The following is a 14,293-nucleotide window of genomic DNA, read 5'->3' on the forward strand; positions in this document are numbered from 1 at the left end:
CTGGTCATGAGAATCATGCGCACAACCACTGGGTCAGGGACGCAGCGGCGTATACCGCGGCCAGGCTCGCCGCGACGCTGATCACGACGTTGCCCACGGCATACACGTAGGCGCCCTCGGTTACCAGACGGATCGTCTCGTACCCGAACGTGCTGAACGTGGTCAGCGCACCACAGAAGCCGGTTGCCGCGAATGCCAGCAGCGCACTGCCCGCACTCGCGCCGATCAAACCCCCGAGCAACGCCGAACCGACAATGTTAACGGTTAGCGTCCCCCACGGCAGCCCAGTCGGAAACCACGCCGACATCCGCCGGTCGATCAGGTACCGGGCGGGTGCGCCGAGCATGCCGCCGGCCAGCACCAACGCCACCGTCATGCCACGCCTCCCGCTGTGGGAGCCCACATCTCGACCATCGGATGGCCCCCTTCCGTCGTCGAATTCATGTGAACCCCCGCCGCGCGACCCACCGGGTCGCGATCATGGCAATTGCCACGGCACCGAGTGCCGCGAGCACCGACAGGCCGAGATAGGCGACCGCCGTGCCCGTCTCACCGATGCCGATGAGTCTACGAATCTCGAGGCTATAGGTGGAGAAAGTCGTGAAGCCCCCCAGCACACCGATTCCCAGGAACGGTCGAACGAGTTTCGGTGCATCCCACAGTTCGGTGACCACGACCATCAGCACCCCGATGGCGAAGCAGCCGAGCACATTCACCGTCAATGTCGACCACGGGAATCGGCCGGGGAGCACCGGCCACCAGTGTCCGACGCCGAAACGGGCGGTGGCGCCGAGCCCGCCGCCCACCGAGATCGCCGCGAGGACGGCCGGATCGAGCGCCGGAGGCCGCGATGTCATGCGTTCGCCTCCCGTTGGCCGATCCGTGTGGTGGTCGTTGCTCATGGTATCGAGACCCACCGACACTCGGGCGAGCGGTGCGCACCGTGGCAAACTTTCAGCAGCCGCCACGGACGAACGACGATGGCCCGAACCGATTGTCGGTTCAGGCCATCGTCGTTCAATTGTTCCGGATCAGTGCGCCAGCACCGGCTCGCCTTCGGCCGGGGCGGGCACGGTGTTCGGCATGAGCACCGCGATCACGATCGCGCCGAGCACGAAAGTGGCCGTCGCCCACCAGAAGCTGGTGGTGTAACTCTCGATCGCGCCCTGCGCCACGGTGAGCGGGCCCGGCTGATGCGTCGACACGTAGTCGGTCATCGCCGAGGCCGCGATGGTGCTGAGCAGCGCCGTGCCGATGGAACCACCGACCTGCTGGCTGGTGTTGACCATCGCCGAGGCGACGCCCGCGTCCTCGTGCTGCACACCCGCCGTCGAACCCTGGAACGCGACCGACATCGCACCACCGAGGCCGAGGCCGAGCAGCACCAGCGCGGGCAGGATGTGGGTGAGGTAGCTCGAGTCCAGACCGATCTGGGTGAGCCACAGCATGCCCGCGGCGGCGACCAGGAAGCCACCGCTGATGACGATCTTGGGGCCGACCTTCGGCAGCAGCAGCGACGGCGCGGTGGTCGAGGAGGCCACCATGCCCGCCACCATCGGCAGGAACGCCAGACCGGTCACGATCGGCGTGTACGCCAGGGTCAGCTGCATGTAGTAGGTGAGGAACAGGAAGATCGCGAACATGCCGATGCCCATGACGAACACGGTCAGGTACGACGCGCCACGGGTGCGGTCGGCGACGATGCGCAACGGCAGCAATGGGTGGGCGACCTTGGTCTCGATCCACACGAAGGCGGCGAGCAGCACGGCGCCACCGATCAGGAAGGCCAGCGTGGCCGGGTCGCTCCAGCCGTTGGACTCGGCGTGGGAGAAGCCGTAGACGATGGCGAACAGCGCGACGGTGACGGCGACAGTGCCGGTCCAATCGAGCTTGGGCCGCGAGGTCGCGACGTGCTTGGCGAGCAGCAGCACGGCGCCGACGAGCGCGACGGCAGCGAAGATCAGGTTGACATACATCGCCCAGCGCCACGATGCCCACTCGGTGAGGACGCCACCGAGTAGCAGACCGATCGCGCCACCGGTACCGGCCACGGCGCCGAAGATGCCGAAGGCCTTTGCCCGTTCCTTGGGTTCGGTGAAGGTGACCGTGAGCAGCGAGAGCGCGGCGGGCGCGAGCAGCGCACCGAACACGCCCTGGCCGACACGGGCCGCCACCAGCATCTCGAAGGTGGTGGCCGCGCCGCCGATGGCCGAGGTCACCGCGAAGCCGACCAGGCCGACGATGAAGGTGTTGCGACGACCGAACAGGTCGCTGAGCCTGCCGCCGAGCAGCAACAGGCTGCCGAAGGCGAGGGCGTAACCGGTGATGACCCATTGGCGGTCACCGTCGCCGAAACCGAGGTCGGCCTGGGCCGCGGGCAGGGCGATATTGACGATCGTCGCATCGAGCACGACCATCAGCTGGGCGATGCCGAGTACGGCAAGCACCCACCAGCGCAGGGCGTGCGAGCCGCGGCGACCGGTATCCGCGGGGCTCTTGGGCCCGGTGTCGAGTGTGGTGGTCATAACTCCCCTAGTTGGTCTGCGGATGGTTTCTGGTGGCATAATCGGAGATACCGCCTCCGCTTCATTCGAAGCTACCAGAGTAACGGAGAAACGACCTCCACTTAATCCCCGGATTGATAGGATGTACTTGTGAATCACGCCACGACGACTGCCACACCACCCCGCAGGTTGCGCGCCGACGCCGCGCGCAACCAGCAACGCATCGTCGCGGCCGCCCGTGAGCTATTCGCCGATCACGGCCTCGAGATCACCCTCGACGATGTCGCCGAGCGCGCGGGCGTCGGCGTCGGCACCGTGTACCGACGCTTCGCCAACAAGAAGGAACTCATCGCCGAGGTCTTCGACCAGCACGTCAAGGACTTCGCCGACGCGGCCGAGGAAGCCCTCGGCAACCCGGACGCCTGGCTCGGGCTCGTCGAATTCTTCGAGAGCGCGTGCAAACACCTGGCGACCAACCGCGGTTTCGGCGAGGTGATGCTCGAACTCGAGGAAGATCCGGCCCGTTTCGCCGAACTGCGCGACCGGATTCACCCGTCGGTCACGGCGATCATCGATCGCGCGCGCCACGCCGGCGTGGTGGACTCCGACGTCGCCACCTCCGACTTCTTCGCCATGATCCACATGGTCAATGCCATCGCCGAGTTCGCCTGTCCGGTGAATTCCGAAGTGTGGCAACGGTATATGGCCATCGTACTGAACGGCGTCCGCACCGACACGGTGCCGCGCAGGCCACTGCTGGTCTCGCCGATGACCGACGAAGAGGTCGAGCGGGCCAAGGCCGCCGGCTGCCTCGGCCGTCGTCGCTGAGCCGAAACCTGCCCGACCAGTAGCGCGCGTCACAGCGCATCCTCTACTGTTGGACACATGACCAAGAACACCTGGGTGAACTGGGCAGGCCAGCAGCGCTGCACACCCGCCGTCGTCGCCGCGCCGCGTGACGTCGAGGAACTGGCCGCGATAGTGACCGATGCGGCCGCCGCGGGCCGGACCGTGCGCGTGGCCGGGTCGGGGCACTCGTTCACCGACGCCGTACTCACCGACGGCACGCTGGTCGATCTCAGTGGTCTGGACAAGGTGCTCGATGTCGACGTCGACGCCGGGCGCGTACGAGTGGAGGCCGGGATCTCGCTGCACGCGGCGAGCCCCTTGCTGCACGCGCACGGACTGGCCTTTCCCAATCTCGGCGACATCGATACGCAGAGCCTCGCGGGCGCGACCGCCACCGCCACCCACGGCACCGGCGCCCGGCTGCGCAATATCTCCGCGGCCCTGCACTCGGTGGAGGTGCTGCGGGCCGACGGCACCCGGGTGGAGCTCAACGAGCAGACCGATCCCGACGGCTGGAAGGCGGCGCGGGTCAGTGTCGGGGCGCTCGGCGTCGTCACCGCGGCCACCTTGCAGCTCGCGCCGTCGTTCGTACTCGAGTGCGTCGAGCGGCCGGTGCCACTGAAAGAGGTGCTCGCCGACATCGACGAATTCGCCGACGGCAGTGATCATTTCGAGTTCTTCGCCTTCCCGCACAGCGATACGGCGATGACCAAGGCCATCGATCGAACCGAAGCGCCGGAACAACCGCGCGGCACGGTGAGCGAGTGGCTCAACGACATCCTGATCGCCAACCATGCCTACGACGGCCTGTGCAGGCTCGGTCGCCGAATTCCGGCCGCCATCCCCATGATTCACCGCGCGGCCACCCTGGCAGGCAGCAACAACCGGCAGGTCGACCGTTCCTACCGGGTGTTCTCCACGCCGCGGCTGGTGAAGTTCAACGAGATGGAATACGCGATCCCGCGCGCGCACGCCGCCGAGGCGATTCGCGAAATCCTGTCATTGGGAAGGCGATTCGGTACACCGATGCCGATCGAGGTGCGCTGGGTCGCGCCCGACGACGCCTTTCTGTCCCCCGCCGGCGGACGCGAGACCTGCTACATCGCGGTGCACCAGTATCAGGGCATGGTGTGGGAACCGTATTTCCGCGCGTGCGAGGCGGTGTTCGACGCCTACGACGGCAGGCCACACTGGGGCAAACGCCACTTCCAGACCGCGGAGACACTGCGCCCGCGCTACCCCGAGTGGGACCGCTTCACCGCGGTCCGACGACGCTTCGATCCGACCGGGGTTTTCGCCAACGATTACGTGCACCGGGTGCTCGGCTCACTCGACTGAGCTGTCACGGTGCGGACACTGCTCGGACAACAGTGTCGCCGGATCGCCCGCACCCTCCCCCGCCGCAGCGCCCTGGTGGAATGATGACGGTGATACCCGAAGCGCCACAAGCACTTCGCCCCTGCGCCGAAAGGGCGACCATGGCCCACACTCCCAGCGTGTTGTTCGTCTGTGTGCACAATGCGGGCCGATCACAGATGGCGGCGGGTTTGCTGCGCGCCACGGCCGGCGACCGGATCCAGGTGCGCACCGCCGGCAGCGAACCGGCAGCAGTGCTCGACCCCACCGCGGTGGCGGCCATGGCCGAAATCGGGATCGACATCTCCGGCGAACGGCCGACACCACTGACCGATGATGTCGTCGGGATCTCGGATGTGGTGGTCACGGTGGGGGGCGGCGAGGTGTGTCCGTACTTTCCCGGAATCAGCTACCGCGACTGGGTGCTGCCGGATCCGGCCGGGCAGCCGATCGAGGTGGTGCGCAGCATCCGCGACCACCTGCAGATCCTGATCGGGAATCTGATCGGCGAACTGGTACCGGTGCCCGCGCGCTGACGTCCGATTCGTTCAAGACCGCACCGCACTCGGGTGCCTAAGCTGCGAATATGACTCCACAGCTCGATGTCGTGTCCGTTGTTGTTTCCGATATGGCCGCTTCGGTGGCCTTCTACCGCAAGCTGGGACTGGTTTTCCCGGACGGCGCCGAATCCGAGGGCCATGCCGAGGCCGTGATCGGCGGTGGTCTGCGACTGGCGCTGGACACCGAGGCGACGATCGCCTCTTTCGTGCCCGGCTGGCAGCCGCCGACCGGTCCCGGCCGCAGCAGTCTGGCGTTCCGATGCGCCGATCCGGCCGAGGTCGACAAGCTCTACGCCGAGCTCGTCGACGCCGGCCATCACGGAGAACTCGCGCCGTGGGATGCCTTCTGGGGCCAGCGTTACGCCTCGCTCGTCGACCCCGACGGGCACGGAATCGACCTCTACGCGCCGTTGCCCGCCGAATAGGCCGACCAGTCGTGGGGATCGCGCTGACGCCGCTGGTAGCGGCCGAGCATCTCGCGGACCTCGTCGCTCACCGGGGGTTCTCCGGTGAGCCTTGTCCACAGATGCGCGTCGTGGTCGGTGAGCGTCACCGGTCCCGACGCGGCCACGTCGACGACGAAGGTGAACTGCCTGGTGCGGGCGCCTTCGCCGGTCAGGTAGTCGAACTCGCCGAGGTAGTCGCTGACGCCGGTGACCTCCAGCCCGGTTTCCTCCGCGACTTCGCGGGCCAGCGCTTCGTCGAGTGCCTCACCCGGCTCGACGACGCCGCTGGGCAACTCCCACCGTCCACCGAGGAAATCCGATCGTCGACGGCGCAGGATGAGCACTCGATGATGGCGGACGACGACCGCGCCGACGACAAGCCGACGGATTTCGTCTCGTTCTGCCTCGATACGGAGCGTGGAGTACACGGATTCGTCGATCATCGGGTCACATCCTCTCGTCGGTGTTCGGACTGAGCACTTGCGACGGGGCGTGCACTACTGAGCCTAATCCTTCCGGCACGCTGTGCCGAATGAGACTTTCCGGGCGGCCGGACGCCCGATCAGCGGCTTTGCAAGGTGCGCACCGAGCATCCGGCCAGGTCACGGACCTCTCGGGACAGGTGTGCCTGGTCGGCGAAGCCGGTCACCGCGGCGATTTGCGCGGCGGAAGTTCCGGTGCGAAGCCCCGCCAACGCACGTTGAAAACGCAGAATACGGGCCAACATCTTGGGTCCGTAGCCGAAGGCGAACAGGGAGCGCCGGTGCAACATCCGGGCCGACATACCTGTCTGAGCGGCGGTTTCGGCTACCGTCGCGCCGACCGACAGGGAATCGACAACGGCGGTGAGCGCCGGATCGGCCACGCCGTTATCGGCGGCGAATCGTAATGCGACCGCCTCCAAGGCGGCAACGCGGTCGGGCGCGTTGTCGATGCGGTCTACGAGTTCTCGAGTGGTGCGCGAGGGTGCTATCTCGGCCAGGTCGACCCGCTGATTCAGCAGTTCCACCGCCGGAATCCCGAGCAACGTGGGTGCGGTGCCCGGCGCGAACCTGATGCCGACGAACTCGCTCGCCCGCGCACTCGGCGCGAGGAACGCGCGACTGTCCGGCCCGGCCACCATCAGCGTGCCCTCGGTCCAGATCAGATCCATGCAGCCGTCGGGGAACACCGTGACGGGACCGGTGTGGGCGGGCATGGTTCGCGACCAGACCACCGCTCGGTCCAGCCTCGATTCGCGTTCCCGGTATTCCGCCACACTTGCGACGGTAGCCCTACCCACCGACAGGCAGTTGCCGCACCGCGATCACCCGGTACGTAAGATCTGACGCCACGACGTTCGGCTCGGCAGAGGGGTGCCAATGCAACCGACAGCATCAGTGCAGGGTGGACGGCCACGGGTGGCGGGGTTTCCCGGAGCGGATATAGATATCGAGCCGGATGTGTGGTCCGGGGCGAGGATTGACGACGACCGGATCAGGGCTTTGGCGGTCGGTGCGTATTACGGGCGCAGTTGGGGCGCGCAGTGCGACGGCGTCGCGTTCCTGCCGGAGGAGCCCGACAGCACGTCGACGCGGCGGGAGACCGCCATCGAAGGACTGCACGAGTCGTGGGGTGTCGACAACGCCGACGACGCGCACGACACCGTGCGGCGGTTGCTGGCCGGGATGCACGCGCCGCTGTTCGAACTCGTCCATCCGCTCGCTGTCATGGCCGCGAGCGATACCGGCCGGGTCGACCGGTCCGGGTTGGCCGACGAACACCGCGAATTCCTGCACACGCTCTCGAGTTTCCGTGGCTATCGCGGGCCTGCCGGAATCGATCGCGACTACGACGCGTGGCTGCAAGCCATCAAGCTCGGCATCACCGAAAGCCTGCCGACGCCGCTGCAGATCGATGCCACCGCATGGGATCTGGCACGGCTGGTGTTCATCGCCCGCGCCGCCTGCACGGCGGGCTATCTGACCGAGGACGAGGCATGGGAGCACATGCTGACCGGGCTGGATCGGGCGCGTCAGCACTATCGCAACTGGCGACAGTTCGGCGACGGGTTCCTCACGGGAGCGATCTTCTGGGCGGCCACGCAGGATCTGTCGGCCGCGAAAAGCCAAGTAGCCGAACGTAGGCGGATGATCGCGGGGCTGCACCTTCGACCGTCGAGTCCGTGGCGGCGGGTGGCCCTGCATTCGGGTGCGCCGGTGTTCAGCCCGGCATCGTCAGCATGATGCCCACGGCTTGACGGCGGAACGGGTCGTCGTCGACCATCCCCAGTTTGCGGCGCTCCACCAGCAGTTGCCATTCGCCGAAGAGGTCGGCCGAGCAGGGCATGGACTGGGTGATGGATCCGTCGACGTGCTCGATTTCGCAGGCAAGGCGGACGGCCTCGGCGATGCGGGTGAAGTCGGCGGGTTCCCAGTCGACGAAGTCCAGCTCGGTGCCGGCGCCCGAAATTCGCAGGGTGGCAACCTGTCCGGGGGTCGTACGCACTTCGGCGTCGGTGAGGACCGAGACCGGGAATTCGTAGACCGCCCACGTGGAGACGAAGAGCAGGCGCAGAGTTGTGATCACGACCAGACCCGGCGCACCCTCGTGGCCGGCTTGGGCCAGTTCGAGGACGTACTCGTCGGTGCGTGCGCAGGTGTGCAGGATGTCTATCTCGCGTATGGAGTTGCCCGCGTGGCGCATTCGGTGTGCTGCCGCGGTGACATCGGGACGTCTGCGGCCGTTCGAACCCTGAACAGATTGCGGTGGAACGAGATTCGGTCGGGGCGGAAATACCCTGCGTAGGCTGACCAAGTCGCGTTCGACGGCTCTGATCAGGGCCTGCGCCTGCGCGCGTAGATCGGTTTCGAGGAACACCGGCACCGGATGACGATCCGTCGGCGCACCGTTGACCACGAACTGCGCCGACCGGAAGAACAGCAGCAACGCCATCTGCCCGTCCTCGGTGTTCGCGAGCGCGATCCTGGCCAGTTCGGCCACTCCGACGTCGAGCGCGATCTCGTTGTCGGCGCGCAGTGGCGTCGTCACCAGTCGCCCGTCCGCATACCGGACCGCGACCCGCGCACCCCATACTTCGATCAAAGCCACGTCCCTCCTGGCCTGCCCCGCATCGGTGGATCCTACCGAGGGGCCGTCGCGGGCCGGTCGATGGTCCTGCCGATGGTGTGCGAAGGTGCGCTGAGGTGGCAGGCTGTAGGGATGCCCGATGAACAGGAAGTCTCCGCCGAACAGTCCGCGGACGCGATCGAAACTCCGGAGGAGGCGACGAAGCGGAGGTTCCGCGAGGCGCTCGAGCGGAAGAACGGCCACTCCTCCGCGGGTGGGGCCGCCCAGAATTCCGCCAAAGTGCGTGGGACGCATGCGCAGGCGGGCGGGAAGCGCACCTTCCGCCGTCGCGCAGGCGGATAGTTTCGCGCCGGGCGGTCTCCCCTTTCCGTGAAGCAGCCCTGCGCCGCCGGTGATCATCTTGCGGCGCAGGGCTTTTCGGTCGAGCGGGAGTTACTGCAAACGGGAGGTATCGGCGTCCGCTTCGGTCCGAACGGCGTTCTCGAAGGTGTTGCCGCTGTCCGCTTCGCTGAAGACCAGCCAACATCCACGGATGGCGCCGAGCAGGTCTTCGAGTAGATCGATCGCGGGACGGGTGGGGTCGAGGCGGCAGATACGGTAGCCGTCGGTCCATTCGTCGGGATCGTCGTCGTCGTCGCGTTCCTCGATTTCCTGCGCGGCCTCGATGATGCCGTCCAGGTCGCGAACCTTGCCTTCGGAGACGGCGATGGCATCGGCGATCAGGTCGACCACCACCTGGGTCGGCGTCTCCCCCGCGCCGAGCCGTTCCAAGACCACGGTGGGCGTTTCCACCTGGAGTGCTTCGATGTCGTCTGCCTCGGCGACCACGTCCACCGGCTCGAGGCCCGTGACCTCGCCGGCCACCGTGGCCGCGGCCCGCAGCCAGTGCGCGGCGGCGACCGACGCGGCGGCGGGGTCCAATTCGGTGAACAGGTCGATCGTGCCCAACGGGTTGGCCCGCAGCAGGCTGTCCGCCGCGTGCACCTGCACCGGGGAGATCTCCGGGCGGGTGAGTTCGACGGCCTGCCTGGCCCGACCTGCCAGATCGCCCAGTTCCGCGGCCGTGATCGCCGCCTGCTCAGTGAGTACCTCGTTCACCACGCGGTCCACCAGGCTCGCGTCACCGATCGCATGGAGCACGCGACCCACGTGGTGCGCGGATTCCTCGATGGGGCTGTAGAAAACCAGCATGCACCCGTCCTCGTCGGGCAGATTAGGGGTGCGCAGTGCGGCTTCCACCTTCTCGAAGCGATTGCGCTCCTCCGCCCGCCGCCACGCTTCCCCGTTCTCGATATCGGGATCCCCGGCAGCGGTCGCCGGATGGGTGTAGGTCCGCCACTGGAACCGCGCCAGACTCGCCAGCGCCGCCGCCAGCTCCACCCCGTGCTCGGTCCCCGGCACCTCGGCGATCGTCTCGGCGACATCACCCCGACCGGTCCCCCAGGTAGCGACCAGCGTTCCCGCCCCCGAGTCGTATGCATACCGCGTCATTCGCTCAGTTCTACGTGGCCCACCCGAACCACCCTCCACCAGGGTCTGACCATCAGGTCGCAGCTGGGCCGATGCCTGGGACGAACCTGCCCGTAGACGGTGATGACCCTGACATGATCACCCGGCTCCTGAGCCTCTGACGACGTCGACCTAGAGGTCGCGGTACACGTCCCGGCGCCACCCGACTTTCACGACCAGGATCACCAGCACTTCGTCCTGTACTTGGTAGACAACCCGGAACCGCCCCACTCGCAGTCGGTAGGCGTCGACGCCGATCAGTTTCCGGATGGCCAGACCCTCGGCATACGGATCGTCGCCGAGGGTCGTGAGCGCGGTGAGGATACGCATCGCGTCCCGCTGTTCCAGATCACGCAATTCACGCCGAGCCGATTCGTGGAAGCGGAACTCGTACTTCACTTACGCGCCTCGAAGATGTCGGCGAGCACCTCGGCCATGCTGACGGTCGCGCTGCCGTCGACCAATCGGGCGGCGGCTTCCCGGGCCAGCAGTGCGTCCTCGGCGTCGTCGACGGCTTCCACGACAGACAGCGGGACGAGTGCGGCAGCCGGGGTGCCGTCGCGGAGAATGATCACCTGTTCGCCGGCCTCAGCAGCATCGATGTATTTCGCCAAGTTGGCACGTAGTTCACGGGTGCTGATCTCATCCATACCATGAGCGTACACGCTGTCGTGTACACGCGAATTCCGTCGTCAGGCACGAAAAAGCCCCTCACCTGCGTGTCAGGTGAGGGGCTTCAGTGGAGCTGCCGGGAATCGAACCCGGGTCCTCCGCCGCGTCTTCAGGGCTTCTCCGTGTGCAGTTCGCTATGTCTCTGCTTGGATCTCCAAGTCTCGCGAACAAGCCTGGATGACGATCCCAGTCGCTGTTAGATGTCCCATTCGACTCCGCGACCGAGCCGAACGGTAATTCCCTCTAGCTGATGCCAGTACCCGGGTCGAGGGACGGACCCGGACTGACAGAGACGACCTGGCTACTTAGGCAGCGAGGGCGTACTCGCGCTGATTGGAATCGGCGCTTAATTGGTTGCAGCGACGCTTACGGTGGTCTCTTGCCTGCACCGACACGCTTCCCCTGAATCAACGTACGCAGTCGAAACCGTTCAGCCCCGTACGTGCCCGCACCGTGCGGGCTAGTCATATTAACACCGGCGCGGCCTCGGTTCTTCCCATTATTTCTGCCAGCTCGCGGTGTCGCCGAAGTGATCTTGTAGCGAACCCTGCCAGATAGCCTCGGCGAATCCGGGTGGGACCGCCGGTGGAGGCGGGTACTGTTCTCGTTCGGCCGCCCCGGGACTGTGAAATGTACTGGGTGACTGCAGCAAGGAGTTATCTCATGGCATTCACCAGTCAGCGTGGACTGCGCCGATTCGCGGCGATCCCGGCTGTTGCGAGTCTCGTGCTGGCCGCGGCCTGCTCGTCGGGCGAATCCGTCGCCGCGCCGGGCGTCACCAGCACCCCCTGCCCCGGTTCGGCGAACACCGATCGCGGCTGCATCTACCTCGGGGTGCTCTCCGATCTCGAGAACGGACCGTTCACCCCGCTCGGCGCCTCGATGAACGACGGTCAGGTGGCGTTCTGGAAGCAGGTGAACGCGGCGGGCGGCATCGGCGGCTACGACATCGACATCAGCACCTATACCCGCAACACCTCCTACGATCCGCGCACCCATCGCAGCGCGTACGAGGAGATCGCGCCGAACGTGCTCGCGTTGTCGATGAGTTTCGGGACCGCGCAGACCGTCGCGATGCTGAATCAGATGGACGCCGACGACATGATGAGCACGGCGGCCACCCTGTGGTCGGGCTGGAATTACCGCAGTGCCGACCGCAATCTGGTGCTCAGCGGTGGCTACTCCTACTGCACCGAAGCGGTGACCGGGCTCGACTGGTTCGCCGAAACCCATTACGCGCCACACAATATCGCCGTCGTCGCCTACCGCGGCAACTACGGCGGCGACTATGCCAGCGGCGCAATGAAGTGGGCGCTTGCCAATGATGCGACCATCGCCGATCTCATCGAGACCGGGCCCAATGCCGAGGTCGGCAATCAGGACGGGCCGGTGGACGAGGTCATGGCGACGGCACCGGATCTCGTGATGCTGGCCACCGGTCCGGCCGAGACCGCGGAGATCGTGGGCAAACTCGTGAAGTCGGGGTTCACCGGCCGGTTCCTCGGCTCGCTGCCCACCTGGAACGCGGCCCTGCTGCAATCGGCGGCCGCTCCGGCGCTGACCGCGCTCTACAACTACACGACCCCGGTCGACAGCTGGTCCGGCGACAGCGTGGGCGCCAAGCACGCCCGCGACGCGATCACCGGTGAACCCGCCAACTTCGGTTACTCGCTGGGCTGGGCGATCACCTATCCGCTCAAAGCCCTGCTCGAGACCGCGGCGGCCAACGGCGAACTCACCCGGGCCGGCCTGCGGCGCAGCGTCGGATCGATGAAACCCGATGGTGAGGGCATGGTCGTGATCCATCCGGCCGGCGCGGCCGAACCGGACCTCGAAAGGGAATGGTCGGCGGTGTTCGAACCGGACAAGACGGCACCGATGGGAGCCAGGGCCGTCAGCGTCGGCTATCAAGGCAAGACGCTGACTCGGTTGGGCCTGCACGAGCCCTGCACCCGGCTGTAGGGGAAGTCAGTTCGCGGCGATCATGGTGACTGCCGTGAGAGCGAGCACCATGCCGACCTTCTGGGTGGCGCTGATGCGTTCGCCGAGCAGGACCATCGCCAGCAGCACGGTCGCCGCCGGATACAGCGCGCCGATCACGCTGACCACCGAGAGCAGCGCGCCGTGGAAGGCGTAGAGCAGTGCGGCGTTGGCGATCACGTCGAGCACGCCGATCGCCAAGGCAAGGCGCAACGGTTCGCCGTGTAGACCACGGAATTCGCCTGCTGCCAGGGCCGAGGTCCACACGACCGCTGTTGCCGCGACGCGCTGGGCGAGCAGGGGCCACAGGCCCGCACTCGCGTCGGTTTCGTGCAGGAAGTAGAACGCGAAACCGAAGGCCGCGCCCGACCCGACGGTGAGCAGCGCGACTCGGCGGGTGAACCGCAGTTGCCTTCCGCCGATGATCTCCTCGGTGGTTTCGTCGGGTGCCTCCCGGCTGACGAGCACCACCGCGACCAGAGCGACCGCGATGCCCGCGATCGCGACCGACCCGGGCCGCTCGCCGAGAAAGAATCCGGCGACGACCGGGATGCCCGCGACCAGCACCGCGGTGAGCGGCGACACCACCGACATGGGTCCGTCGGCGAGCGCGGCGTAGAACCACCACACCGCCAAGCCGCTGGCCACACCCGCGGCCAGGCCCCACAGAATCGACGCGGTATCGGCGTGTCCGCCCACCAACGGCGCGATCAACAAGACCAACAGCACCGAGAACGGGTACGACACCACGACCACCCGCAATGCGGTGACCCTGCGCGCCGCGATCCCGCCGAAGAAATCGCTGACTCCGTAACCCGCCGCCGCGACGAGGGCGAGCACGACCGACAGCACTAACGCATGCCCTTGACCCGCCGACCTACTTCACGGGTGACCTCGCGCTCGGCCTGCTTGCGAGCCAGATCCTGACGCTTGTCGTAGTCCTGCTTGCCCTTGGCGAGCGCGAGCTCCACCTTCACCTTGCCGTCGGAGAAGTACATCGACAGCGGCACCAGCGTCTGGTTGCCCTCGCGTGACTTGCCGACCAGGTGCTCGATCTCGCGCTTGTGCAGCAGCAGCTTGCGGGTGCGGCGCGGCGAATGGTTGGTCCAGGTGCCGTGGCTGAACTCCGGGATGTGCAGCCCGCGCAGCCAGACCTCGCCGTGGTCGACGGTCGCGAAGGCGTCGACCAGGGAGGCCTTGCCTTCGCGCAGGCTCTTCACCTCGGTGCCGACCAGCGCGATCCCCGCCTCATAGACGTCGAGGATCGTGTAGTTGTGCCGCGCCCGGCGGTTGGTCGCGATGACCTTGCGCCCCTTTTCCCTCATAACGGTCAACTGTAAGTGACGGC

Annotated in this window: 18 protein-coding genes and 1 other RNA gene; 7 read left to right on the plus strand and 12 right to left on the minus strand. The window is 66.8% G+C overall.

The window, feature by feature from the left end:
- Nucleotides 1-13 precede the first annotated feature (13 nt).
- The 3 genes from crcB (IBJ82_RS13300) to IBJ82_RS13310 all read right to left on the minus strand — a co-directional run bounded on the left by crcB (IBJ82_RS13300) (nt 14) and on the right by IBJ82_RS13310 (nt 2,525).
- Nucleotides 14-376 (minus strand): fluoride efflux transporter CrcB, encoded by a 363-nt coding sequence (gene crcB, locus IBJ82_RS13300; protein WP_194826274.1) that lies wholly within the window; start codon nt 374-376, stop codon nt 14-16.
- A 64-nt stretch (nt 377-440) separates the two neighbouring features.
- Entirely contained in the window at nt 441-857 is a 417-nt protein-coding gene (gene crcB, locus IBJ82_RS13305; RefSeq protein WP_194826275.1) for a fluoride efflux transporter CrcB, read from the minus strand.
- A gap of 174 nt (nt 858-1,031) precedes the next feature.
- A complete protein-coding gene (locus tag IBJ82_RS13310) occupies nt 1,032-2,525 on the minus strand; it encodes an MFS transporter (RefSeq protein ID WP_194826276.1) in 1,494 nt (497 codons plus the stop codon).
- Between the two features lie 129 nt (nt 2,526-2,654).
- Here IBJ82_RS13310 and IBJ82_RS13315 point away from each other — a divergent pair, with 129 nt between their 5' ends.
- The 4 genes from IBJ82_RS13315 to IBJ82_RS13330 all read left to right on the plus strand — a co-directional run bounded on the left by IBJ82_RS13315 (nt 2,655) and on the right by IBJ82_RS13330 (nt 5,694).
- A complete protein-coding gene (locus IBJ82_RS13315) occupies nt 2,655-3,332 on the plus strand; it encodes a TetR/AcrR family transcriptional regulator (RefSeq protein WP_194826277.1) in 678 nt (225 codons plus the stop codon).
- A gap of 57 nt (nt 3,333-3,389) precedes the next feature.
- Nucleotides 3,390-4,691 carry a D-arabinono-1,4-lactone oxidase gene (locus tag IBJ82_RS13320; protein WP_194826278.1) on the plus strand — a complete coding sequence of 434 codons (1,302 nt, stop codon included), beginning with the start codon at nt 3,390-3,392 and terminating at the stop codon, nt 4,689-4,691.
- Between the two features lie 140 nt (nt 4,692-4,831).
- The gene (locus tag IBJ82_RS13325) at nt 4,832-5,245 is read left to right on the plus strand and encodes an arsenate reductase ArsC (RefSeq protein ID WP_194826279.1); all 414 of its coding nucleotides are present in this window, start codon (nt 4,832-4,834) and stop codon (nt 5,243-5,245) included.
- Between the two features lie 50 nt (nt 5,246-5,295).
- Nucleotides 5,296-5,694, plus strand: a complete 399-nt coding sequence (locus tag IBJ82_RS13330; RefSeq protein ID WP_194826280.1) for a VOC family protein — start codon at nt 5,296-5,298, stop codon at nt 5,692-5,694.
- On the opposite strand, the gene IBJ82_RS13335 is transcribed toward IBJ82_RS13330, so the two are convergent.
- Both IBJ82_RS13335 and IBJ82_RS13340 read right to left on the minus strand, forming a co-directional pair.
- On the minus strand, nt 5,670-6,158 hold the full coding sequence (locus tag IBJ82_RS13335; RefSeq protein ID WP_194826281.1) for an NUDIX hydrolase: 489 nt from the start codon (nt 6,156-6,158) through the stop codon (nt 5,670-5,672). The two genes, IBJ82_RS13330 and IBJ82_RS13335, sit on opposite strands and share 25 nt — an antisense overlap.
- A 119-nt stretch (nt 6,159-6,277) precedes the next feature.
- Entirely contained in the window at nt 6,278-6,973 is a 696-nt protein-coding gene (locus tag IBJ82_RS13340) for a helix-turn-helix domain-containing protein (protein ID WP_194826282.1), read from the minus strand.
- A 226-nt stretch (nt 6,974-7,199) separates the two neighbouring features.
- Between IBJ82_RS13340 and IBJ82_RS13345 the strand changes: the two genes are divergently transcribed.
- Nucleotides 7,200-7,940, plus strand: a complete 741-nt coding sequence (locus IBJ82_RS13345) for a DUF1266 domain-containing protein (RefSeq protein WP_194826283.1) — start codon at nt 7,200-7,202, stop codon at nt 7,938-7,940.
- On the opposite strand, the gene IBJ82_RS13350 is transcribed toward IBJ82_RS13345, so the two are convergent.
- Nucleotides 7,918-8,805 carry a hypothetical protein gene (locus IBJ82_RS13350; protein ID WP_194826284.1) on the minus strand — a complete coding sequence of 296 codons (888 nt, stop codon included), beginning with the start codon at nt 8,803-8,805 and terminating at the stop codon, nt 7,918-7,920. The two genes, IBJ82_RS13345 and IBJ82_RS13350, sit on opposite strands and share 23 nt — an antisense overlap.
- A 111-nt stretch (nt 8,806-8,916) precedes the next feature.
- Between IBJ82_RS13350 and IBJ82_RS13355 the strand changes: the two genes are divergently transcribed.
- Complete coding sequence (locus IBJ82_RS13355) at nt 8,917-9,126, plus strand: DUF5302 domain-containing protein (RefSeq protein ID WP_063816119.1); 210 nt, start codon at nt 8,917-8,919, stop codon at nt 9,124-9,126.
- A gap of 90 nt (nt 9,127-9,216) precedes the next feature.
- On the opposite strand, the gene IBJ82_RS13360 is transcribed toward IBJ82_RS13355, so the two are convergent.
- The 4 genes from IBJ82_RS13360 to ssrA all read right to left on the minus strand — a co-directional run bounded on the left by IBJ82_RS13360 (nt 9,217) and on the right by ssrA (nt 11,403).
- Nucleotides 9,217-10,275 carry a hypothetical protein gene (locus tag IBJ82_RS13360; protein WP_228537115.1) on the minus strand — a complete coding sequence of 353 codons (1,059 nt, stop codon included), beginning with the start codon at nt 10,273-10,275 and terminating at the stop codon, nt 9,217-9,219.
- Between the two features lie 150 nt (nt 10,276-10,425).
- Nucleotides 10,426-10,692, minus strand: a complete 267-nt coding sequence (locus tag IBJ82_RS13365; protein ID WP_194826285.1) for a type II toxin-antitoxin system RelE/ParE family toxin — start codon at nt 10,690-10,692, stop codon at nt 10,426-10,428.
- Entirely contained in the window at nt 10,689-10,943 is a 255-nt protein-coding gene (locus IBJ82_RS13370; protein WP_194826286.1) for a type II toxin-antitoxin system Phd/YefM family antitoxin, read from the minus strand. The genes IBJ82_RS13365 and IBJ82_RS13370 overlap by 4 nt, the downstream gene beginning before the upstream one ends.
- An 87-nt stretch (nt 10,944-11,030) precedes the next feature.
- Nucleotides 11,031-11,403: a transfer-messenger RNA gene (ssrA, locus tag IBJ82_RS13375) on the minus strand.
- Nucleotides 11,404-11,628: 225 nt separating this feature from the next.
- Here ssrA and IBJ82_RS13380 point away from each other — a divergent pair.
- Entirely contained in the window at nt 11,629-12,927 is a 1,299-nt protein-coding gene (locus tag IBJ82_RS13380) for an ABC transporter substrate-binding protein (protein WP_228537116.1), read from the plus strand.
- Between the two features lie 6 nt (nt 12,928-12,933).
- On the opposite strand, the gene IBJ82_RS13385 is transcribed toward IBJ82_RS13380, so the two are convergent.
- Both IBJ82_RS13385 and smpB read right to left on the minus strand, forming a co-directional pair.
- On the minus strand, nt 12,934-13,797 hold the full coding sequence (locus IBJ82_RS13385; protein ID WP_194826287.1) for a DMT family transporter: 864 nt from the start codon (nt 13,795-13,797) through the stop codon (nt 12,934-12,936).
- The gene (smpB, locus tag IBJ82_RS13390; RefSeq protein ID WP_056812582.1) at nt 13,797-14,270 is read right to left on the minus strand and encodes an SsrA-binding protein SmpB; all 474 of its coding nucleotides are present in this window, start codon (nt 14,268-14,270) and stop codon (nt 13,797-13,799) included. The genes IBJ82_RS13385 and smpB overlap by 1 nt, the downstream gene beginning before the upstream one ends.
- Between the last annotated feature and the right edge of the window lie 23 nt (nt 14,271-14,293).

Origin of the sequence: Nocardia sp. XZ_19_231, from assembly GCF_015355705.1 — a bacterium.
GTDB classification, from domain to species: domain Bacteria; phylum Actinomycetota; class Actinomycetes; order Mycobacteriales; family Mycobacteriaceae; genus Nocardia; species Nocardia salmonicida.